The organism is Brevibacterium rongguiense, from assembly GCF_009857845.1.
GTDB classification, from domain to species: Bacteria; Actinomycetota; Actinomycetes; order Actinomycetales; family Brevibacteriaceae; genus Brevibacterium; species Brevibacterium rongguiense.
In genome coordinates, this window is the sequence record NZ_WWEQ01000052.1 from 1 (window position 1) to 21,127 (window position 21,127).

A 21,127-nucleotide genomic window follows, 5' to 3' on the forward strand; every position below is an offset into this window, starting at 1 on the left:
CGCCGGCGCCGGCCGAGCCAGCGCTCCGCGCCGCGGGCCTGCTGCGCAGGCTCGCCGTCCCGGCATTCGCCCTGGCCGCAATCGCCGCCGGCTGGTGGGCGCTCGGGTTCGCCGGTGCCGCCGCCGAGCAGGCGATCGGGGACCCCGGTGCGCTGCCCCGCTTCGGCCTGCCGGCTGCGCTCTTCGTCTTCAACGCCGCCACCGCGCTCACCATCGGGGCGCTGGCCCTCGCCCTGTTCGCACTGCCGCGCACCCCGCGCAGTCGCAGGCGGAAGGGCCGCGGTGCCGAGCGCGCCGCCGCCGGCGGGCCCCCGCCCGCGGCACCCGCCCTCGACCCCGCCTGGAGCGCCGCCCTGGCCATCGCCCAGGCCGCCTCCGTCGTGTGGACGCTCGCCGCGGCGGCAGTGCTCGTCTTCACCTACGTCGACGCCGCCGGCGCGCAGGCCTATGCGGGCGACTTCTCCGCGCAGCTGGGCCAGTACATCGCCACGGTGGACGCGGGCCGGCTGTGGATGCTCATCCTCCTCCTCGCCGTCGTGACCTCCATGGTCGTCTTCGCCTCGCGGAGCTGGACGGGCATCGCGTGGGCCTTCGCCTGCGCCGTCGTCTCGTTGGTCCCCCAGGCGCTCATGGGCCACGCCTCCGAGGCGAGCGGGCACACCCAGGCCGTCAACAGCCTGCTCCTCCACCTGGGCGCGGTGACCCTGTGGATGGGCGGGCTGCTCGCCCTCGCCCTGCTCGCCCCCCGGCTGACGGGGCGCGCGGACCTCGCCGACATCGTCCGGCGCTATTCGGCGATCGCGCTCGTGGGCGCGCTCGTCATCGTCTACTCCGGCCTCGTCAACGCGGGCCTGCGGGTCCACGGGCTGGGCGACTGGGGCAGCCGCTATGGCGTGCTCGTGCTCACGAAGCTGCTCCTCACCGTGCTGCTCATGGCGGTGGGCTACTGGCACCGGCGCTTCGTCATCGGGCGCCTCGCCGCCGCCGCGGGCGCCCGCGCCGAGTTCTGGCGCCTTGTGCTGGCCGAGGTCGTGCTGTTCGGCGCGGTCATGGCGATGGGCGTGGCGCTCTCGCGCTCGCAGCCGCCCGTCAGCCAGGAGCCGCCCAGCGCCCCCACCCCCGCGGAGATCCTCACGGGCGAGCCGCTGCCGCCGGCGCCGAGCGGCGCGAACTACTTCCTCCAGTGGTCGGTCGACCCGCTGTGGGTGGTCGTCGCGGTGGGCGCCGTGGCGCTCTACGTGGCCGGCGCCGTGCGCCTCCACCGCCGCGGCGACCGGTGGCCGGTGCTGCGCACCCTCAGCTGGATCCTGGGCATGGCCGGCCTCTTCTACGTCACCTGCGGCGGTCCCGTGGTCTACGGGCAGGTGCTGTTCTCCGGGCACATGATCCAGCACATGCTCATCGTCATGGCCGTCCCGCTGCCCATGGCGTTCGCCGCGCCCATCACCCTGCTCATGCGCGCCGTGCACCCGCGCACCGACGGCTCCCGAGGCCTGCGCGAGTGGGTGCTCGTGCTCGTCCACTCCCACTGGCTGCGGTTCTTCGCCAATCCGATCGTCGCGGCCATCAACTTCGCGGGCTCCCTCATCGTCTTCTACTACTCCGGGATCATGGAGTACGCGCTGACCACCCACATCGGCCACGAGCTCATGCTCCTGCACTTCCTGGCCGCGGGGTACATGTTCGCGCAGTCGATCGTCGGCATCGACCCGGGCGCCAAGCGCTTCCCCTACCCGGTGCGCCTGCTCGTGCTGCTGGTGACGATGACGTTCCATGCGTTCTTCGGCATCTCGATCATGTCCTCGACCGTGCTCATCGAGGGCGACTGGTACGGCAACATGGGCCAGCCGTGGTCGAGTGCGCTCGACGACCAGCAGCTGGGAGGCGGCATCGCCTGGGGGATCGGGGAGTTCCCCACGCTCATCCTCGCGATCGGCGCGGCCGTGCAGTGGTCGCGCTCCTCGGACCGCGAGGCCAAGCGCAAGGATCGGGCGGAGGCCCGCTCCGGGGATGCCGAGCTGCGCGCCTACAACGAGATGCTCGCGCGCCTGGGCAAGCGGAGGTAGCCCGCGCCTCGGTGGCGGTGCGCACCCATGCGGTGCACACCGGGCGCACACCGCATCTGCAGAATCGCAGTGCTCAATGCCGCGGCCGGAGCGGCTGCGCGTGCAATATTGTGTGAAGCTCCCTCGCGGGTGCTGCAGCTCACACGGGCGCGGCGCACATCGCTGTGCGCACCGCCGCGGCTGCCGCGCACGCCGCCGGGATCTCCGCGTGACTGCACGTACAAAGGAGTCCACATGTCACAGCACATCTACGAGCCGGCATCGAAGTCGATGCTGCGCAAGGTGGTGGCCGCGTCCCTCGCCGGCACCACGGTCGAATGGTACGAGTTCTTCCTCTACGGCTCCGCCGTGTCGCTCGTGTTCAACCACATCCTCTTCCCGCCGTCGGACAATCCGCTCACCCCCATCCTCGCGGGCTTCGTGACCTATGCCGTGGGCTTCATCGCGCGGCCGATCGGCGGCATCGTCTTCGGCCACTTCGGCGACCGGATGGGCCGTAAGAAGCTCCTCCAGCTGTCGATCATCCTGGTGGGCGCCTCGACCTTCCTCATGGGCTGCCTGCCCACCTACGCGCAGATCGGCCTGTGGGCGCCCGTGCTCCTCGTCCTCATGCGCATCGTGCAGGGCTTCGCGGTGGGCGGCGAGTGGGGCGGCGCCGTCCTGCTCGTCGCCGAGCACTCGCCCAACGACAAGCGCGGGTTCTGGGCCTCGTGGCCGCAGGTGGGCGTGCCGCTGGGCAACCTGCTCGCCACCGCCGTGCTCTGGGCGTCGTCGGGCCTGCTCAGCGAGCAGCAGTTCCTGTCGTGGGGCTGGCGCATCGGCTTCTGGCTCTCCGCGGTCATCGTGCTCATCGGCTACTACATCCGCAGCAAGGTCGAGGACGCCCCCATCTTCCACCTCGCTCAGCAGGAGGTGGAGCAGGACGCCGCCGGCTACGGCGTCATCGAGGTCTTCAAGCGCTACCCGCGCGGCGTGTTCTGCGCGATGGGCCTGCGGCTCATCGAGAACATCCACTACTACCTGGTCGTGACATTCTCCATCACCTACCTGGCGCTCCACGGGCTCAAGGGCTTCACCATCCTGGGCCTGCTCATGGGGGCGACCGCGGTGGAGACCGTGCTCGTGCCGCTCGTCGGCGCAATGGCCGACCGGGTCGGCCGCAAGCTGCCCTACGCCATCGGCATCGTGCTGTCCACAACGTGGCCGTTCATGGCCTTCCCCATGTTCGACACGAAGCAGCCGTTCACCATCTTCCTCGCGATGCTGCTGGGCCTCATCTTCCACGCGCTCATGTACGCGGGCCAGCCCGCCATCATGGCGGAGATGTTCCCCACCCGCATGCGGTACTCCGGCGTCTCGATTGGCTACCAGGTGACCGCGATCGTCGCGGGCTCGCTGGCGCCCATCATCGCCACCTGGCTGCTGGGCACGTTCAACGCGACGTGGCCGATCGGCGTGTACGTCGTCATCGCCGCCGCGATCTCCATGGTGGCGCTCTTCTTCACCCGGGAGACGAAGGGCATCTCCCTGGCAGACGTCGACAAGCTCGACGACGAGTCGCGCCTGGTCAAGGCGTAGACCGGTCCAGCGCCTCGGCGGCCCATCACCGCGGCCGAGGTGCCGGTCCGGCTCCGCTGGCACCGTGCGCAGGGCGCGCTCCCGCAATCGCGGGGGCGCGCCCTGCGCTCTGCTAGGTTCGCGGTATGACTGACACGCTGGCGGGCCGCAGGGCCCTCATCACGGGGGCCGCGTCCGGCCTGGGCAGGGCGATGGCCGAGGCGTTTGCGCAGCGGGGCGCCCACGTCGTCGTCGCAGACATCGACGCGGACGGGGCGGCCGCCGTCGCGCAGGCGGTGGGCGGTGAGGCGTGGGCCGTCGACTTCTCCGATACGCAGGCCCTCGACGGGATGCGCATCGAGGCGGACATCCTCATCAACAACGCGGGCATCCAGCGCATCCACCCCATCGAGGAGTTCCCGCTCGAGGAGTGGCGGCTCATCATGACGCTCATGCTCGAGGCGCCCTTCGCGCTCACGAAGGCCGTGCTGCCGGGGATGTACGAGCGCGGCTTCGGCCGGATCATCAACGTCTCCTCCGTCCACGGGCTGCGCGCCTCGGCGTTCAAGAGCGCCTACGTGGCCGCCAAGCACGGGCTCATGGGTCTGACGAAGACCACCGCGCTCGAGGCCGGGCCCAAGGGCGTGACCTGCAATGCCATCAACCCGGGCTACGTCATGACTCCGCTGGTCGAGGCGCAGGTCGCCGATCAGGCGAAGACGCGGGGGATCGCCGAGGACGAGGTGCTCGAACAGGTCTTCCTGGGCCACTCCGCCGTCAAGCGGCTGCCGGAGCCCGCGGAGGTCGCCGCACTCGCCGTCTTCCTCGCCTCCGACGAGGCCGGCGTCATCAACGGCGCCGCGCACTCGATCGACGGGGGCTGGAGCGCGGCGTAGCGGCAGCACGGGCGGCCCGGGGCGACAGACCGCCGCCGGCAGCGCCGTCGATGCAGCCCCTGGTTCGGCGCTGGAGCGCCGGCTGCATATGCGCCCCTTGCCATATGACGGCGGAGCGCGCAGAGTCATGGCATGAAGACACGAGCAGCAGTCGCACTGGGGCCGGGGCAGGACTTCGAAATCCGCGAGCTCGAGCTCGATGAGCCGCGCCCGGACGAGGTGACGGTCCGCATGGTCGCCTCCGGTGTCTGCCACACGGACGCCATCATCCGCGACCAGTGGTACCCGGTTCCGCTGCCCGCGGTGCTCGGCCACGAGGGCGCCGGGGTGGTGGAGGCCGTGGGGTCGGCCGTCCAGGGGCTCGAGGTGGGCGACCGCGTCGTCGTGGGCCCCGCGTTCTGCGGCGAGTGCGAGCAGTGCCTGGCGGGCCATCCGATGTACTGCCTGAACTTCTACGATCGCAACTTCTCCGCGCGCCGCACCGATGGCAGCACCGCATTCACGGCAGCCGACGGGACCGCCGTCGGCTCGAACTTCTTCGGGCAGTCCTCCTTCGCCGAGCACACGAACGTGGTGGCGCACGGCACCGTGAAGGTGGCCGAGGATGCGCCGTTGGACCTGCTGGGGCCGCTCGGCTGCGGCATCATGACGGGTGCCGGCGCTGTGCTCAATGTGCTGGCCCCCAAGCCCGGTTCGTCCATCGCGATCTTCGGGACCGGGGCCGTCGGGATGGCGGCGATGCTTGCGGCGAAAGCTGCCGGCGCCTCGACGATCATCATGGTCGACATCGTGCCCAGCCGGCTGGAGTTTGCGCGAGGACTCGGCGCAACGCATACCGTGAACTCGAAGGAGCAGGACCCGGCGAGTGCCATTGCGGAGCTCACCGGCGGCGGGGTGGAGTACGCCCTGGACACCACGGGCGTCCCCGCAGTCTTCGCCCAGATGACCAACTCACTGGGCATCCGCGGCCACGGCGCCCTCGTGGGCGCCGCCCGAATGGGGACCGAGGCGCCCATCGACATCGGCACGCTCCTGGTACGCGGGGTCAGCATGTCGACCGTGGTGGAGGGCGATGCAGTGCCCAAGGAATTCATCCCGCGCCTGATCGCGCTCCACGAGCGGGGGGCGTTCCCGTTCGACGCCCTGACGAAGACCTACGCATTCGACGACATCAACGCGGCCTTCGCGGACTCGGCGTCGGGGGAGACGCTCAAGCCGATCATCGTGTACTGAGCGAGCGCGTCGAAGCGGAGCTCAGCCGGCCGCGCCCCGCCGCCGGGGCGCGGTGTCGGCGGCGGCCGGTTCCGGTGCCCGCAGCGCCTCGAGCACGGCGCCCACGGTGGCGCTGCGCAGCGCCTCGGGCCGGACGGCCGCCCAGTAGGTCATGGGCACGGAGAATTCCGGCACCACCCGCTCCAGGCCGGCCGCACGGGCGGCGAAGACGGGCAGCAGCCCGATGCCCGCGCCCTCCTGTGTGGCCCGCACCTGGGCGGAGATCGAATTCGAGGTGAGGAAACCGGCCGGCTCGGGCAGGGTGGCGGCCGCGTTCTCCAGCCCGTCGACGCCCAGCGAGTGGGCCGGGTAGTAGACGAGCCGGTGGCCGGCGATGTCTGCCGGTTCCTGCGGCAGCGCCAGCGGGTAGTCCGCGGCGGCGAACAGCGCCAGGGCGTAGCGGCGCAGGCGGTGGACGGTGGTGTTGGGCGCGTCCGGTCGGCCGACGACCACCTCGATGTCGACCCCGGAGCGGTAGCGGCGGGCCCGCTGGGTTGCGGTGAGCACCTCGAGCTGGAGCCCGGCGTGGGAGCGCTGGAGACGGGCCAGTGCCGGCAGCGCGTAGTGGACGACGAAGCCCTCGGGGGCCGCGAGCCGGATCGTGCCGACCACAGGGTCCGCCGGCGACGCCTCCGGTCGGGCCGCGCGCACGGCGCCGGCGAGTGCCGCCTCGACGGCCTCGGCGGCGGGGATGAGCGCGCTGCCCGTGGCGGTGAGCTCCCAGCCGTCGGGCGACTGGACGAGCACCCGCGCCGCCACCGCCTTCTCCAAGGAGGCGATGCGCCGGGAGATCGTCGTGTGATTCACTCCGAGCGCCGCGGCGGCCGCCGTGAATTTCCCCAACCGGGCCACGGCCAGGAGGGTGAGCAGGTCATCGGGGCTCACCGGGGCGCTGGAGGATGCGGGGCGCGAGCCCGCAGGGCTGGGCATGGCACGAGTCTATCTGCGCCGCCGCACATGCCTGCGCGTGCGCGCACACCATCGTCCGGTGGGCGGGACGCGCACAGCGGGCACTTGTATCCTGGCGCCACCCGTGCCGCGCGCAGCCCCAAGGAGACGAATGCCCGAGCCAGCTGAATCCTCCGAGCGCTCGCGCCTGGCCCGTGTCCTCCTGCCCGAGGGGGAGGAGCCCGATCCCCGCTTCACCCTCGCCAACGAGCGGACATTCCTCGCCTGGACCCGGACCTCGCTGGCCTTCATGGCCGGCGGTGTGGCGCTCGACGCGCTTCCCGTGGCAGGGCTCTCCGATGGCCTGCGCACGCTCCTCGCCGTGTTCGTCATCGCGGTGGGCGTGCTCATCTCGCTGGGCGCCGCGGTGCGCTGGCTGCGGGTGGAGCGCGCGATGCGCACGAAGAAGCCGCTGCCGGTGCCGATGATCGTGCCCCTGCTCTCCGCCGCCGCGGTGCTTGCCTGCGCCGCGGTCCTCGCGGCCGACCTTCTGTGAGCCCCGGCTCCGCACGCGGGCCCAGCCCCGTGCGCGCCCACGATGACCCCGGGCTGCAGCCCGAGCGGACCTCCTTGGCGTGGGGGCGCACGGTCGTGTCCTTCTGCGCGGCAACGGCCGTCCTCCTGCGCTGGATGGGCCACTTCGGCGCACCCGTGCTCGCGCTCATCGGCCTCCTCGTCGCCGCCGCCCTGGCGATCCTCGCCTCCCAGCGCCGCCGCTACGACCGGCATGCCGCCGGCGTGGAGGGAGGTCGGGTGGGAGCCAATGTGTGGGGCGTGGCGATCATGACCGGTGTGCTCGCCGCATTCGGCAGCAGCGCGGTGCTCCTCGCCTTGTTCGACTGAGCGGGTGTGGCGCGGCCGGGTGCGATGCGCAGCACTGCCGGTGCGCCTCGTGGCCGCGATCCGGGTATCCCCGCGGGCGGCGGTGCACTCCGCCCGGTGCGCGCGTGCACACGGCCGGTGCGCAACTCGGCCCCGGCGCCGCGCGTGGGTGAGTGACGTGCGGCATACAGTGGGGGCGTGAGGCGCCGTCAGAGCGGACGGCGCGCAGACGTGAGGAGAGATCACATGGCTACCATCGGCTGGATCGGGCTGGGCAACATGGGCCGCCCCATGACGAAGAACCTCGTGGCCGCGGGCCACACCGTCAACGGCTACGACGTGGTGCCGGAGGCCGTGGAGGCCGCCAAGGAGGGCGGCGTCAACGCCGTCGGCTCGATCGCAGAGGCCGTTGCCGGTGCTGACATCGTCTTCACGATGCTGCCCAAGGGCGAGCACGCGCGGGCCGTGCACATGGATCCGGGCGGCGTGCTCGAGCACGCGGATGCCTCCACGCTGCTCATCGACTCCTCCACGATCGACTTCGACTCCGCGCGCGCCCTGCACAAGGCCGCCCGCGAAGCAGGCTTCCGCTTCCTCGATGCGCCCGTCTCCGGCGGAGTCACCGGTGCCGCGGCAGGGACGCTGACGTTCATGGTGGGCGGGTCCGACGAGGACTTCGAGCGGGCCAAGCCGGTCATCGAGCCGATGGCGGGCAACATCTTCCACGCCGGCGGCGAGGCAGCGGGCCAGGCGGCGAAGATCGTGAACAACATGCAGCTGGCCATCAGCCTGCAGGGCGTCGTCGAGGGCGCGGTCCTGGCCCAGCGCTTCGGGCTCGAGCCCAAGACGTTCTTCGACATCGCGAAGGTCTCCTCCGGCGATTCCTGGCCGCTGCGCACCTGGTACCCGGTGCCCGGGGTCGTCGACACGGCCGCCTCGAACAACGGCTTCCAGCCCGGCTTCTCCACGATGCTCATGCACAAGGACGTGGGCCTGGCGATCGAGGGCGCGAAGACGAAGGGCGTCGACCTCCCCGCCGCCTCGCTCGTCTACGAGCAGCTGCAGAAGCTCATCGACGAGGACCTGGCCGGCCTCGACACCACCGCGCTCATCAAGAACATCGATCCGGAGGCGGAGGGCCTGCCGCAGGGCTGAGCCCGCTCCCGAGGCGCGGTGCGGGTCTGACCCGCACCGCGCCTTCTGCGTCTCCGGGGTCTGCAGGGCCCAGGATTGCGGGTGGATCGAGCGCGGCCCAGCTGTGCGCGCCCACTGGCGCCCGCCAGACTCAGCGCGGAGCGGGCCGCGCGCCGAAGACCGTCGAGCCCACGCGGACCATCGTCGCGCCCTCGGCGATCGCGAGCTCGAAGTCGCCGCTCATGCCCATCGACAGCTCGCACGCGTCTGCGGCGAGGGCGCTGTCGGCGATGAGCGCGTCGCGCAGCTCTCGCAGCCGCGCATAGCTGGGGCGGATCTCCGCCTCCGTGCTGCCCGGCAGGCCGATCGTCATGAGGCCGCGCACGCGCAGCCGGTCGAGTGGGGCCAGCGCGGCCAGGAGCCCCTGTGCGCCCTCCGGCGCCACCCCTGACTTCGAAGCCTCCCGCGACGTGTTGACCTGGACGAGGACATCCACCCGCCCATCGACCGCCTCGAGGCGGCGCTGGATCTTCTCCGCCAGTTCCGCGCTGTCGACCGACTGGATGCAGGAGGCCTCCCGCAGCGCGTGGTTGACCTTGTTCTTCTGCAGCGGGCCGATGAGGTGCGCCTCGTGGGGTAGGTCGGCCAGCGCTTCGGCCTTGCCCGTGAGCTCCTGCACGCGGTTCTCGCCGATGAGCGGGAATCCGTGGTCGATCGCCACCCGGATCGCCTCAGCCGGCTGGGTCTTCGTCGCCAGCAGGATCCGAACGTCACCGGGCTCCCGGCCGGCCGCGCGCGCTGCGGCGGCCGCCCGGGCGGCGACGTCGTCGAGGTTGGCGCGGATGTGCGCGGCATCGACGGCGGGCTGGGGCGCCTCGCTCACAGCGCGTCCACGGCCGCGGCCATGGACTCGACGGCCTCGCGCAGAATGGGCCGCGGCAGCGCCATGTTGAAGCGCACGTGGCCATCGCCGGCGCGCCCGCACAGCTCACCGTCGGTCGTGGCCACGCGTGCGGAGTCGAGGAAGAAGCGCTGCGGGTTCCCGGGGATCCCCAGGCGGCGCACGTCCAGCCACGCGACGTAGGTGCCCTCCGGCTTCTCGTAGCCCACCTGCGGGAGGAGCTCGGCCAGATCGTCGGCCAGGGCGTCCCGGTTGCCCTGCAGGTAGTCGATCGTGTCCGCCAGCCACTCGCCGCCGCGGTCATAGGCGGCGATCGCTGCGAGGATACCCGGCGTGGAGGCGCCCTCCGCGATGAAGTGGCCCTTGGCCTTCCACACGTCCAGGTCCGCATCGTTGGAGAAGATGATCTGCGCGCACTTGAGCCCCGGGGTGTTGAAGGACTTCGAGGCGGAGGTGACCGTGACCGTGTGGGCGGCCGCGGCAGGGGAGACGGATGCGTAGGGCACGTGCCGGCGGCCCTCGTAGGTCAGCGGAGCGTGGATCTCATCGGAGAAGACGCGCCCGCCCTTGCGCTCGACGACCTCGGAGACGGCCAGCAGCTCCTCGCGGGTGTAGACGCGGCCGATCGGATTGTGCGGGTTGCACATAATGAGCAGGCCGGCGCCGTCGTCGAACGCCCGCGCGATCCCCTCGAGGTCGAACGACCACTGGCCGGCCTCGTGGAGCATGGGCACCTGGATGATCCGGCGGCCGTGCAGGCCGGGGACCGTGAAGAAGGGCATGTAGTTGGGCGTGGGGACGATGACGGCGCTGCCCGGCTCACTGAACAGGTCGAGCACGGCGCCCATGCCGGAGAGCACATCGGAGGCGGTGTCGACGTACTCGGGGGCGAACTCCCACCCGTAGCGGCGGGCGTAGAAGTCCGCGGTGGCCCGGCGCATGTCGTCCTTCACCGCGTCCGGGGCGTAGCCGTAGAGCTCGCGAGCGTCGAAGTCCACGAGGGAGTCGCGGATGGGCTGGGCGACGGGGAAGTCCATCTCCGCGATCCAGGCGCCGATCGCCCCGGGGAACTGCGACCACTTCTTGCTGGCGCGCTCCTCGAGCTGCTGGCGGGTGATGGCGTTGCGGTCGGTCACGGTCGGCTCCTTCGTTCGCGTGGGGTTCGCTGGGGCGGGCGTGCCGCCCCGTCGCTCAGAGCCTAGCGCCCGAGTCCGTCCGCGCGGGCTCACGCGGACACCTTGCCGACGCCCAGGAGGCCCAGCGCCGAGCCCCGCCGCACCGCCCCCTGCGCGGGCCTAGCCCAGCGGGTGCGGGATCGCGGCGATGAGGCGGCGCGTATAGGCATCCTGCGGGTCGTCGAACACCCGGGCGGTGGGCCCCTCTTCGACCTGCCGGCCGCGCGAGAGCACGGAGACGCTCTGGGCGATTCCCCGGACCACCGCGAGGTCGTGGGAGATGAAGACGTAGGTCAGGCCCAGCTCGGCCTGGAGCGAGCCCAGCAGCCGCAGGATCTGGGCCTGGACCGTGACGTCGAGGGCGGAGACCGCCTCGTCGAAGACGATGAGCTGCGGCCGGGCCGCGAATGCGCGCGCAATCGCCACGCGCTGCAGCTGCCCGCCGGAGAGCTCGCGCGGGCGCCGCTCGGCCAGGTCCGGTGACAGCGCCACCATCTCCATCGCCTCGCGCACCCGCGCCGCCCGCTCGCTGCGCGCACCGATCCGGAAGCTGCGCAGCGGCTCCGCGATCGAGGCACCCACCGACCACATCGGGTCGAGCGCGCTCGCGGGGTTCTGGTGGACGAGCTGGACGGCCCGGCGCAGCTCCCGACGGCGGGTGCGCGGCACGCGCGCCGCATCGATCCCGGCGACGACGGCGCTGCCCGCCTGCGGGACCAGCGTGCCCGCGAGCACGGCGGCGATCGTCGACTTGCCGGACCCGGACTCGCCCACGATCCCGTGGGTCGTGCCAGCCGGCACCGCGAAGGACACGTCCTCCACACCGGCCACGGCCCCGTCCGCGCCGCGCGCATAGACCTGGGTGAGGCCGCTGACCCGCAGGAGCGGCTCCTCGGCTTGGGCGCCCTCACCCGCGCTCGCCCCGCGGCCCGCGCTGCCGGTGCCCACCGCGCCCGAGGCGCGGGCCGGCCGGGACTCGCGCCGCACCTCGGGCGCGGGGGAGGCGGGTTGCGGCCCGTCCGGGGAGAACGCGGTGAGCGAGGGGGCATCGCGCAGCAGCCGGCGCGTGTAGTCGCAGGTGGGAGCGGTGAGGACGGTGGCGGCCGGCCCGGATTCGACGATCCGCCCGCGTTGCATGACCGCCACGGTGTCCGCACGCTCACCGGCCACCGCGAGGTCGTGGGTGATGAGGAGGATGCCCGTGCCCTCGGCGCGCAGGTCGTCGAGGAGGTCGAGGATGCGCTGCTGGACGGTGACGTCGAGGGCCGAGGTGGGCTCGTCGGCGACGATGAGCTCAGGCCGCGCGGCGATGGCCGCGGCGATGAGGGCCCGCTGGCGCATGCCCCCGGACAGTTCGTGGGGGTACTGGTCGATCCGGCGCTCGGGACTGTCGATGCCCACCCGATCGAGCAGCTCGAGAGCCCGCTCGCGGGCCTGCGCGCGCGTGGCGAGGCGGTGGATCCGCAGGGTCTCCGCCACGGCGGTGCCGATCGTCGCCAGTGGATTGAGCGAGGTGCCCGGGTCCTGGGGCACATAGCCGATCCGGGTGCCGCGGACCCGCGCCAGCTGAGCGGGGCGCAGGGCGGTGAGCTCCTCACCGCCCAGTTCGATCGAGCCGCCGGAGATCCGCCCGTTGCCGGCCAGGAGGCCGATCACGGCCGCCGCGGTCGTCGTCTTGCCGGACCCGGACTCGCCGACGACCGCCGTCATGGCACCCGGTTCGACGCTCAGGTCCACGTCGGTCAGCGCGGGTCGCCAGGCGCCGCCGCGGTCGCGGTAGTCCACGCTCAGGCCCGCGATGCGCAGGCCCGCGGAGGAACCCGGGGCTGAACCCGCGTGGGCACCCGGGGTGGAGTGCGGGGCGGAAGCTGCGCCGGTCATGCGCTCACCTGCCTGAGTGCGGTGCCCAGCCGGTGGGTGGCGAGCACGACGATCATGATGATGAGGCCGGGGAAGACCGTGAGCCACCAGGAGGTGGCCACGTAGTTGCGGCCCTCGGCGATGATGAGGCCCCATTCGGGGGTGGGCGGCGGCGTGCCGTAGCCCAGGAAGCCCAGCGTGGAGATCTGCAGGATCGCCCAGCCGATCTGGAGCACGGCCAGCGCCAGGACGGGGGAGAGCGAGTTGGGCACGATGTGCCGGACCAGCACGGAGCCGTAGCCGGCCCCGGACCCGTAGGCGGCCTGCACGTAGGGGGCCCCGCTCACGCGCACCACCTGGGAGCGGGTCAGGCGCGCGAACTGCGCGATCGCCGTGACGCCCACGGCGATCGCGGCGTTGACGGTGCCGAAGCCCAGGATGATGACGATGGTGAGGCTGAGCAGCAGCGCCGGGATGGAGAGCAGCACGTCCACGGCGCGCATGATGACGTCCTCGGCCCACCCGCGCCGCGAACCGGCGATGAGGCCCAGCGCCGTCCCGACCACGAGTCCCACGCCCACGGCGATGAGCGCGGCGAGCAGCGAGTGCGAGGCCCCGTAGACCATGCGGGCGAAGACGTCGCGGCCGATCTCGTCCGTGCCGAACCAGTGCGCCCCGCTGGGGGCGAGGAGCGCCGCGGTGGTGCCGCCGTCGTTCGGGTCCTGGCGGGTGAACAGGCCGGGGGCGAGCGCCCAGGCGATGACGAGGGCGATGACCGCGGCGGCGGCCAGCGTGAGCGGGCGGATGTGGCGGCGCCTCATGCGCCGGCCTCCTGCCGGTCAGCGGGCGCGGTGGCCGGTGCGTCGGCCTGGCCGCTGGCAGCGCGCAGGGAGTGGCCGCCTTGGTTTCCGGGGGCCCCGCGGTCCCCGGGGGAGGTGCGCAGGCGCACGTCGATGACCGGGTAGAGCAGGTCGATCGCGAGGTTGACGAGGACGAACGCGGCGGTGGAGACGACGACGACGGCCAGCAGGACGGGGTTGTCGCGGTTCGCCACGGCCTGCGAGGTCAGCTGGCCGATGCCGGTGCGGCCGAAGACCGTCTCCGTGACCACCGCCCCGCCCACGAGCTCGCCGAACGTCAGCCCGGCCATCGTGAGCGCCGGCAGCGCCGCATTGCGGGCGATCGCGTGGATGAGCAGCCAGCCGTCCGAGGCCCCTTTGGCGCGCGTGACGCGCACGAACGGCTGGGCGCGCACCTCGTCGATCGAGCGGATGAGCACCTGGGCCAGCGGGGCGGACAGCGGGACCATGAGCGTGAGCGCGGGCAGCACCAGCGCCTCGGCGGGGGAGGGATCGACCACGGAGACCCAGCCGAGCTGGAATGAGAACACCTGGATGAGCACGATGCCCAGCCAGAACGCGGGCACGGAGATGAAGAGGCTGGGCACGGCGTCGAAGACGGCCCGCAGCCAGCGCTGGCGGCCGAACGTGGCAAGCAGCGCGATGGCCACGGCCGCGAGCACCGCGGCGGCGAGGCCAACGGCGGCGAGGGCGAGCGTGGCCGGCACGGCCGCTGCGAACAGGTCGGAGACCGCCGCGCCCGAGGCCACCGAGTAGCCGAAGTCGCCCGTGAGGAAGCCGGCCAGCGTCGTGAGGTACTGGGCGAACCAGCCGCGGTCGGCGCCCGACTGAACGCGGATCGCCTCGATCTGGTCGGGTGAGAGAGCGAGCTCCGGGTTCGCGTAGCGGGCCATGATCGCATCGCCCGGCAGGATGGCCAGCAGCACGCTGGCCAGGGTGAAGGCGATGGCGAGGACGAGGAGCGCCTGGCCCACGCGGTTGAGCGCATAGCGCCAGCTCAGGGCGGGCGGACGGGTGCGGCTCATCGGCGCGGCCCCCCGTTCTGGGCGCGCTCGCCGGCATCGGCGAGCCAGGTGTCGTAGAAGGCTGGGCGGCCCACGGCCTCGCAGGCGAAGCCGCGCACGCGCCGGCGGAAGCCGTAGACCTGCGGCTCCTCGAACAGCGGCAGGACGAGGGCGCGGTCGACGAGCCGGTCCTGCACCGCCCAGCTGGCGCCTCGGCGGCCGGCCTCCTGCGGTTCGCTCGAGACGCGGTCGAGCAGCTTCTCCAGCTGCGGATCGCGGTACTTCTTCGTGTCCGCGTCGTAGTTGAGCAGCGCGTTGCGGCGGGTCCCGGCGAACTGGCTCTTGATGACGTCGAAGTCCGCCCGCCCCACCATCGAGTGGTAGAGCTGGATGCGCTCGAGGCTCAGCGCGTCCGCGTCCTGCGTGGCCATGTCCCCGGGGTTGATCGACAGCGCGATGCCCACCTTCGCGAGGTCCTCCTGGACGAGCGTCATGACCTCCTTGGACCGGGGCTGGGGCAGCGCGTCGTTGACGCGCAGGGCAAGGGCCGCGCCGTCCTTCACGCGGGTGGCGCCGCCGTCGCGGGCCCAGCCGGCGGCGTCGAGCAGCCGGCCCGCCTGCGCGGGGTCGTGGCGCCAGGCGCCGTCGAAGCGCTTGTAGCCCTGGGCGGAGTGGGCGAGGATTCCCGTGGCCAGCGGGTAGTTGTCCGTGAAGAGCTTCGTGAGGATCCGCTTACGGTCGACGGCCGCGATGAGCGCCTCGCGCACCCGCTGATCGGACAGCAGGGGGTGGGGGAAGCGCATCGCGATGCTGTTCGTCACGCCGTTCGTCGCCGCGGCGACGATGCGCAGCCCGCGCTCGGTCAGGCGCGCCTCGTCCGGCGCATCGACCTGGCGGATCGCGTCGGCCTGTCCGGACACCAGGGCGCCCACGCGCACGGAGTACTCGGTGCCGACGATGATCTCCACGCCGTCCAGGTACGGTCTGCCCTGGTGGGGCAGGTGCGGCGGGGCCCAGTCGTAGTCCGTGCGGGCGCGCAGGCGCAGCCTGGTGCCCAGCTCCTCGGACTCGACGACGAAGGGGCCCGAGGCGATGATCCGGTCCGCGCTGCCCGGCCCGAAGCCCTGGCTGTCGCGGGTCAGCGTCGCGTTCGACAGCAGGCCCGCGTTCATGACGGACACGGCCTGCGCGAAGCCGGGTGAGGGGGCGGAGAAGCGGAAGCGGACGGTGCGGGAGTCCAACACCTCGCCGCTCACGTAGTTGCTGATCTGCTCCGAGGGCGGCAGCTGGCGCTTGTCGTCGCCCAGGCCGTAGAGGTCCATGTTGCGCTTGACGTTGGCGGCGTCGAGCGGAGAGCCGTCCGAGTGGGTGACGCCGGGGCGCAGGCGGAACGTGAAGGCGGTGGCATCGTCGTTGATCTGCGGCAGGGACTCGGCGATCCACGGGTGGAGTTCGAGGGTGGACGGGTCCTGCCACAGCAGGCGGTCGGCGATGTTGTTCATGATCCCGCCGTTGGGGTAGAAGCCCACCTGGGGCGGGTAGAGCGTCTGCCACGCCTGCGGGTCGAAGTAGACGAGCACCCCGCCGGTGAGCGGGCTGCCGCCCTCGGCCGGGTCCGTGTCCGGGCGCGCGCAGGCGCTCAGGGCGAGTGCGGAGCCCGCGCCGAGGCCCAGGCCCAGGACGCTGCGGCGGGCCAGGGCGCTGTGGCTGGCTGGGGTGCTGTGGCCGGCCAGGGTGCTGTGGCCGGCCAGGGGACCGCGGCTGGCAAGGGTTCCGCGACCGGCTGGTGTGCCGCGGTCGGCAGGGGCACCGTGGCGCGCGGCCGCGCGCCGAGGGGCGGGCTCGCCGGGGTCTGCGGTGTGGGCGGGGGTGTGCGGGCGGCTCATGTGAGCGTGACCATGGGGCGGGGCCTCTTCGCTGGTGGCAGGGCTGCTGGGGGCGGGGGTGCGGCGTCCGCCGACTCAGAGCGCGCTGCGCGTGCGCCCCAGGTCCACGTGCAGGCGCTGCCACGCACGGAAGGACTGGGCTCGCTCACTCACGCTATGCAGTTAAGTCCACCGGCGTGCCCGGCGTCAAAACGCGCCGCGCGCTGTTGCGCCGTGTGACGCCGCCCGGTGGTGGGTCGCGCATGTGACGAAGCGGACGGCACCGGGAGGGGCGCCCGGCGGCCGGCCGTCGCTAGAGTGGAGGGGCCCGCCGGCGCCCAGCGCCGCCGCGCCGCACGCGGCGCGGCCGACCCCGCGAAGGAATCCCGTGCCCCTCCCCGCCGCGCTCGACCACATTGTCATCACCGTGCCGGACCTGCCGGCCGGCGCCGAGGAGTTCGCCGACCTCACCGGCGTGCGCCCGTTCCCGGGCGGCGCCCACACGGGGGCGGGCACGGCCAATCAGCTCGTGGGCCTCCAGCCCGCCGGCTTCGCCGAGGGCGCCCTCACCTACATCGAGCTGCTGGGCCCCGATCCGCAGCAGCCGCCCCGGTCCCCGCTGCCCCTCGACGCGCACCTGTCGACCGGGCTCGAGGTGCGCACGTGGGCCGTCCACCCGCTCGACTTCGACGGCCAGGTCGCGCAGGCGCGCGCGGCCGGCGTGGACCTGGGCGATATCGCGGCGATGTCGCGCCGCACCGCCGAGGGCGAGCTGCTCGAATGGCGCCTGACCCGCCGTGTCCCGCTGCCCCGCGGCGGCGCGCAGCCCTTCCTCATCGACTGGGGTGCCTCGAAGCACCCCGCCCGTTCCCTCGACGCGGACATCGTGCTCGACGAGCTGGCGGTCATCGGCCCCGAGCCGGAGGCCGCCGCCGCGGGGCTGCGCGCGCTCGGCGCGGAGACCACGGTGGAGCAGGGGCCGACGTGGGCGCTGCGGCTGCGGGCCCACGGGCCGCACGGCGAGTTCGAACTGGGCTGAGGCACGGTCGCGAACGGGCTGGAGCGCGGCTGGGAGCCCGGTAGGGGCGCGGCCCCGAACCGGACTGGGGCACGGCTGGAAAACCGACAGAGGCACGGCCCGGCGAGGCGAGCCCGCCGCCGGCCCGCGCTTGGCAGCCCCGCCTGGCTGCGTCCGCCCTGCCGCTGGCCCTCGACCCACTGGGCCAATCGTCCCGCCGGCTCACTGATGCAGCGCCAGACCGGCCCGCCCCGGCCCGCGCCGAAGCGCAGCCCAGCCCGCGCCTCGGCGGCGGACTGGGCTGCGCGGGCTCAGCTGCGCACGGCGGCGGGCGCCTGCTCAGCGGAGGCGGTGCGCCAGTCGCGGCGCCAGCGCGGGTCCGGCTTGGCCATGGACACGGCCCACACGATGATCGCGTTGACCGCCACCGCCCACACGCCGCCGTTGACGCCCAGCAGCGGGTCGTTGCCCGTGTAGTGCAAGACGACCATGAGCACGGAGCCCACGATGAGGCCGGCGGCCGCGGCCTGCTTGCTCATGCGCGGCCAGTACAGGCTCAGCAGCGCGGCCGGGACCAGCTGCGCCAGACCCTCGTAGGAGAGCACGGACAGGGAGACGAGCGCGTTGGGCAGCAGCAGGCTGCCGGCCAGCGCGAGCGCTCCGGCGATGAGGCAGACCCACTGCGAGAGGCGGCGCTGGCGGGCGCCCAGGCCGGCGCGCTCGGCGGCGGAGGCCCGGCGCTGCTCGGGGCTCAGGTGCGCCTCGTCGGTGCGGGCGTTCTGCTGGGCGAGCCCACCGCCCAGGATCGTGCGGCCCCACATCGTGCCGATCGAGAGCATGTAGACGCTCATGGGCACGATCGCGCTGAGCGCGCCCGCCACCCCGATGATCGCGACGAGCGGCGCCGGCAGCGAGTCGATGACGACGGAGAAGAGCGCCAGGTCCGCGTCTGCGAGCGCCGGGACGACGAACAGGGCGGCGCAGCCGATCATCATCGGCACGAGCAGGAGCAGCTGGTACCAGGGCAGGATGATCGAGTTGCGCCGCAGCGCGTTGGCCGACTGCGAGCTGAAGTAGCCCGCGATCGAGGTGGGGAAGATCGTGATCGTGATGCCGTTGAGCAGCAGCGTCGAGACGAACCACGTGCCGCCGTAGACCCCGGACCCCGCGCCGGGGAACGTCAGCCACTGCGGCTTCTCCGCCACCATCCGGTCGAGCAGCTCGCCCACGCCGCTGAAGTAGTGCAGCGGCACGTAGATGGCGAGGAAGACGATCGCGATGACGACGAGGCCGTCCTTGAGCACGCTCACCCAAGCGGACCCGCGCAGGCCCGAGACGAGGATGAAGACCTCCGCGACGATGAAGCTGACGATCGCCGCGACCTTGAGGTCGATGGCGCCGTAGGACATCGCGTTGACCACCGCGCCCATGCCCTGGATCTGCACCTGGATGTAGGGGATGACGAAGATCGAGGCGAGCACCGCGGCGAGGATGCCCAGGCCGCGCGACTGGAACCGGTGCTCGACGACGTCGGAGAGGCTCACGAGGCGGTGGCGGGCCGCGTACGTCCACAGCGCGGGTGCGAAGAGGTAGGCCGCGACGAGGCCCACGGACAGGTAGGCGATGAGGTAGAAGATCGGCACGCCGTACTTGTAGGACCAGCCGGCGGTGCCGAGGAACGAGAAGCTCGTGTACGTCTCGCCGGCCATGAGCAGGACGACGAAGAGCAGGCCCAGGCCGCGCCCGGAGACCGACCACTCGTCGAGCGACTTCTCCCGGCCCATGCCGGAGTAGACGCCGATCCCGATGGTGGCGAGCATGGCGAGGCCGAAGATGATCGTCGCGATCAGCGCGGGCCCGCTCACGACAGCTCCTCCTCGCCCGTGTGGTGCACGCCGTGGAAGGCGTGGTCGACGGGCACGTACTCCGCCTCGTTGCCCCGGTAGCGGTGGTCGAAGCGGGCGGCCAGCCACACGAACAGCCACGTCGCGATGGTGGCGCCGATGATGTAGGCGAGCATGAACGGCATCCCGAGGATGCGCGGCTGGACCGTGTTCGCCACCACCGGGGTCAGGACGAACAGGGCCACCGGCACCAGCAGGAGCAGCAGCGACCACCGCCGCCGAGGTGAGTGCTGGTCGGGCGCGGGTGTGCTCATGGTCTGCTCCTGGGATCGTCGGGACTGCGCCGAGTGTATGGGCATCCCGCCCGGTGAGCGCACCGGTTCCGCGAAGTGGGCCGCCCTGAGGTCACAGAGCCCTCAGGTCACAGCACCCTGAGGTCACAGCGAGCTCAGGTCACATCCACCTGCACGAGGCGCGTCTGCGCGGTGCGGCCGGTCTCCCAGGCGTTGGCCTCCGGTGCGACTCGCGGGGTGGGGAGGTCGCGGCGGCGCTCGCGGTTGGCGGCTGTGGAGACCCCGACGCGCTCATCGCGGGCGGCCACGAGGTCGGGGCGGGCCTGGCCGTCGGCGGTGAAGCCCATCATGAGCTGGGGCGGTCCGTACGGGAAGTCGTCGCGGTCGTACTGCCACGTGTGGAACGTCTTGCCGTAGGTGGAGATGAGATCGGAGAAGTAGGCGTGCTCGGCGATCGCCGGCACCCCCGGGGCGGTGAGGATCCCGGATTTCACCTCGTAGTGGTGGCTGTGCCACAGCGCCTTCTCCTCCTCCGGCAGCGCCGCGAAGCGCTCGGCGCTGATGATGTACTCGATGCCGATGAGCCGGGCGTCGCGGGCATTGCGGTCGAAGATCACGCACTGGTGGAGGTCGTGCTCGAGGTGGATGCAGAAGTGGGCGGCCTCGACCTGCCGGCCCGTCTCATCGGCGTACATGTGCAGGCCGTTGAGGTAGGTGCTCATCGCCTCGAGGGGCAGCTTGCGCTGGACGAGGCGGGAGGCGACGTCGAGCAGCCGGTGCTGGGGCGGATGGCCCCGCCCCACGGTCAAGACGGCGGCGGCCTGGCGGGCGCCAGCGGCGGCGAGGGCGGTGCCGATCCCGGCGGCGAAGCCGAGTGCGGCGGTCATCAGGCGGGTCCGGGCGGCCATGGGGGCTCCGATCGCAGGAGACGGGCTCGCAACGCTAGTCCCGGCGGCGCGTTGGGGGAAGGGGCGCTGGTGGAGAGGAGGCTCCGTGTCAGGCGGATACCCCCCGCTGAGTGCTGGGGTCCTATGGCCGGGTCTCCCACATCCAACTCGCGAGCAAGGACAGCGGGTAGGGCAGCAGGAAGAGTACGACCCCCGCGGTTCCGGCAGCAATCAAATTCCAAGCCGCCATATCGCTCCGGGTGACTGCGCTGTTGACGAGCGCCACCGTTTGTCCGGGCGACGTCTGTCCGTGCAGATTCCGTTGCGCCCAAGGGAGCCGGCGACCGAGACGCCGAGCGCGCCGATAAGTACCTCCCTTTCCGCGGGTGCGTCCACGAAATGGCGATGGGGTGCGGAACTCGACCGATGCGGTTGAAAGGCGCGCGATCGGTTCATCTCTGCGGAGCGGTATCCCACCGCTCGAAGGCCCCAATACATTGCGCGCCACTGAAACACAAGAGTGCCTACTCGCGCACCGCCGAGTAAATCCAAGTAACGGCAAAGGATACGGGGTAGAGCAAGGAAAAAACAAAGGCAAGGGACTGCCGCACCGTTAGGTGACAGTTGGGGTGTTAGGCCGCGAGGCTCACGGCCGGGTTCATGATGGTCTCGTATTCGATGGGGGTCAATCGACCCAGACGTGCCTGTCGACGGCGGCGGTGATA

The 21,127-nt window shown here is 72.2% G+C and carries 18 protein-coding genes; 8 read left to right on the forward strand and 10 right to left on the reverse strand.

The annotated features are described in order from the left end of the window. The 4 genes from GSY69_RS10700 to GSY69_RS10715 all read left to right on the forward strand — a co-directional run. On the forward strand, positions 1–2,066 hold a 2,066-nt coding region (locus GSY69_RS10700; protein WP_328698852.1), incomplete at its 5' end, for a cytochrome c oxidase assembly protein. A 234-nt stretch (positions 2,067–2,300) separates the two neighbouring features. After that, positions 2,301–3,644, forward strand: coding sequence for an MFS transporter (locus GSY69_RS10705; RefSeq protein WP_160953838.1), 1,344 nt, complete (start codon positions 2,301–2,303; stop codon positions 3,642–3,644). Between the two features lie 125 nt (positions 3,645–3,769). Continuing rightward, positions 3,770–4,519 (forward strand): 3-hydroxybutyrate dehydrogenase, encoded by a 750-nt coding sequence (locus GSY69_RS10710; RefSeq protein WP_160953839.1) that lies wholly within the window; start codon positions 3,770–3,772, stop codon positions 4,517–4,519. Positions 4,520–4,651: 132 nt separating this feature from the next. Next, positions 4,652–5,752, forward strand: coding sequence for an NAD(P)-dependent alcohol dehydrogenase (locus GSY69_RS10715; protein WP_160953840.1), 1,101 nt, complete (start codon positions 4,652–4,654; stop codon positions 5,750–5,752). Between the two features lie 21 nt (positions 5,753–5,773). Here GSY69_RS10715 and GSY69_RS10720 read toward each other — a convergent pair whose 3' ends face one another. Beyond that, positions 5,774–6,721, reverse strand: a complete 948-nt coding sequence (locus tag GSY69_RS10720) for a LysR family transcriptional regulator (protein WP_160953841.1) — start codon at positions 6,719–6,721, stop codon at positions 5,774–5,776. A gap of 130 nt (positions 6,722–6,851) precedes the next feature. Between GSY69_RS10720 and GSY69_RS10725 the strand changes: the two genes are divergently transcribed. The 3 genes from GSY69_RS10725 (at position 6,852) to mmsB (ending at position 8,716) form a co-directional block, all read left to right on the forward strand. Continuing rightward, on the forward strand, positions 6,852–7,235 hold the full coding sequence (locus GSY69_RS10725) for a YidH family protein (protein ID WP_160953842.1): 384 nt from the start codon (positions 6,852–6,854) through the stop codon (positions 7,233–7,235). Continuing rightward, complete coding sequence (locus tag GSY69_RS10730; RefSeq protein WP_268525345.1) at positions 7,232–7,582, forward strand: DUF202 domain-containing protein; 351 nt, start codon at positions 7,232–7,234, stop codon at positions 7,580–7,582. The genes GSY69_RS10725 and GSY69_RS10730 overlap by 4 nt, the downstream gene beginning before the upstream one ends. A gap of 210 nt (positions 7,583–7,792) precedes the next feature. Next, positions 7,793–8,716 carry a 3-hydroxyisobutyrate dehydrogenase gene (gene mmsB, locus GSY69_RS10735; RefSeq protein ID WP_328698853.1) on the forward strand — a complete coding sequence of 308 codons (924 nt, stop codon included), beginning with the start codon at positions 7,793–7,795 and terminating at the stop codon, positions 8,714–8,716. A 130-nt stretch (positions 8,717–8,846) separates the two neighbouring features. Here the strand turns inward: mmsB and GSY69_RS10740 are convergent, their stop codons facing one another. From GSY69_RS10740 to GSY69_RS10765, 6 genes are all read right to left on the reverse strand, one after another. Beyond that, complete coding sequence (locus GSY69_RS10740; protein ID WP_160953844.1) at positions 8,847–9,578, reverse strand: YggS family pyridoxal phosphate-dependent enzyme; 732 nt, start codon at positions 9,576–9,578, stop codon at positions 8,847–8,849. Further along, on the reverse strand, positions 9,575–10,732 hold the full coding sequence (locus GSY69_RS10745) for a MalY/PatB family protein (protein WP_160953845.1): 1,158 nt from the start codon (positions 10,730–10,732) through the stop codon (positions 9,575–9,577). Before GSY69_RS10745 ends, GSY69_RS10740 begins: the two co-directional genes overlap by 4 nt. Positions 10,733–10,891: 159 nt before the next feature. After that, the gene (locus tag GSY69_RS10750; protein ID WP_160953846.1) at positions 10,892–12,652 is read right to left on the reverse strand and encodes a dipeptide ABC transporter ATP-binding protein; all 1,761 of its coding nucleotides are present in this window, start codon (positions 12,650–12,652) and stop codon (positions 10,892–10,894) included. Further along, on the reverse strand, positions 12,649–13,452 hold the full coding sequence (locus tag GSY69_RS10755) for an ABC transporter permease (RefSeq protein WP_160953847.1): 804 nt from the start codon (positions 13,450–13,452) through the stop codon (positions 12,649–12,651). The genes GSY69_RS10750 and GSY69_RS10755 overlap by 4 nt, the downstream gene beginning before the upstream one ends. Continuing rightward, positions 13,449–14,516, reverse strand: a complete 1,068-nt coding sequence (locus GSY69_RS10760; RefSeq protein ID WP_160953848.1) for an ABC transporter permease — start codon at positions 14,514–14,516, stop codon at positions 13,449–13,451. Before GSY69_RS10760 ends, GSY69_RS10755 begins: the two co-directional genes overlap by 4 nt. Then, on the reverse strand, positions 14,513–16,381 hold the full coding sequence (locus tag GSY69_RS10765; protein WP_160953849.1) for a TIGR04028 family ABC transporter substrate-binding protein: 1,869 nt from the start codon (positions 16,379–16,381) through the stop codon (positions 14,513–14,515). Before GSY69_RS10765 ends, GSY69_RS10760 begins: the two co-directional genes overlap by 4 nt. A 367-nt stretch (positions 16,382–16,748) precedes the next feature. On the opposite strand from GSY69_RS10765, the gene GSY69_RS10770 reads away from it, so the two are divergent. Beyond that, positions 16,749–17,399: a VOC family protein gene (locus GSY69_RS10770; RefSeq protein ID WP_160953850.1), complete on the forward strand. Its 651-nt coding sequence runs from the start codon at positions 16,749–16,751 to the stop codon at positions 17,397–17,399. 290 nt (positions 17,400–17,689) lie between these two features. Here GSY69_RS10770 and GSY69_RS10775 read toward each other — a convergent pair whose 3' ends face one another. From GSY69_RS10775 to GSY69_RS10785, 3 genes are all read right to left on the reverse strand, one after another. Then, the gene (locus GSY69_RS10775; RefSeq protein ID WP_160953851.1) at positions 17,690–19,243 is read right to left on the reverse strand and encodes a sodium:solute symporter family protein; all 1,554 of its coding nucleotides are present in this window, start codon (positions 19,241–19,243) and stop codon (positions 17,690–17,692) included. Next, the gene (locus GSY69_RS10780; protein ID WP_160953852.1) at positions 19,240–19,536 is read right to left on the reverse strand and encodes a DUF3311 domain-containing protein; all 297 of its coding nucleotides are present in this window, start codon (positions 19,534–19,536) and stop codon (positions 19,240–19,242) included. Before GSY69_RS10780 ends, GSY69_RS10775 begins: the two co-directional genes overlap by 4 nt. Positions 19,537–19,670: 134 nt before the next feature. Next, positions 19,671–20,423 carry an OBAP family protein gene (locus GSY69_RS10785; protein WP_160953853.1) on the reverse strand — a complete coding sequence of 251 codons (753 nt, stop codon included), beginning with the start codon at positions 20,421–20,423 and terminating at the stop codon, positions 19,671–19,673. Positions 20,424–21,127 lie beyond the last annotated feature (704 nt).

Bases quoted from the DNA above. Each gene is read 5' to 3' on its own strand.
- GSY69_RS10705 (WP_160953838.1), top strand. From the start codon at position 2,301: ATGTCACAGCACATCTACGAGCCGGCATCGAAGTCGATGCTGCGCAAG.
- GSY69_RS10710 (WP_160953839.1), top strand. From the start codon at position 3,770: ATGACTGACACGCTGGCGGGCCGCAGGGCCCTCATCACGGGGGCCGCG.
- GSY69_RS10750 (WP_160953846.1), bottom strand. From the start codon at position 12,652: ATGACCGGCGCAGCTTCCGCCCCGCACTCCACCCCGGGTGCCCACGCG.
- GSY69_RS10755 (WP_160953847.1), bottom strand. From the start codon at position 13,452: ATGAGGCGCCGCCACATCCGCCCGCTCACGCTGGCCGCCGCCGCGGTC.
- GSY69_RS10760 (WP_160953848.1), bottom strand. From the start codon at position 14,516: ATGAGCCGCACCCGTCCGCCCGCCCTGAGCTGGCGCTATGCGCTCAAC.
- GSY69_RS10725 (WP_160953842.1), top strand. From the start codon at position 6,852: ATGCCCGAGCCAGCTGAATCCTCCGAGCGCTCGCGCCTGGCCCGTGTC.
- GSY69_RS10785 (WP_160953853.1), bottom strand. From the start codon at position 20,423: ATGGCCGCCCGGACCCGCCTGATGACCGCCGCACTCGGCTTCGCCGCC.
- GSY69_RS10715 (WP_160953840.1), top strand. From the start codon at position 4,652: ATGAAGACACGAGCAGCAGTCGCACTGGGGCCGGGGCAGGACTTCGAA.
- GSY69_RS10765 (WP_160953849.1), bottom strand. From the start codon at position 16,381: ATGAGCCGCCCGCACACCCCCGCCCACACCGCAGACCCCGGCGAGCCC.
- GSY69_RS10720 (WP_160953841.1), bottom strand. From the start codon at position 6,721: ATGCCCAGCCCTGCGGGCTCGCGCCCCGCATCCTCCAGCGCCCCGGTG.
- GSY69_RS10780 (WP_160953852.1), bottom strand. From the start codon at position 19,536: ATGAGCACACCCGCGCCCGACCAGCACTCACCTCGGCGGCGGTGGTCG.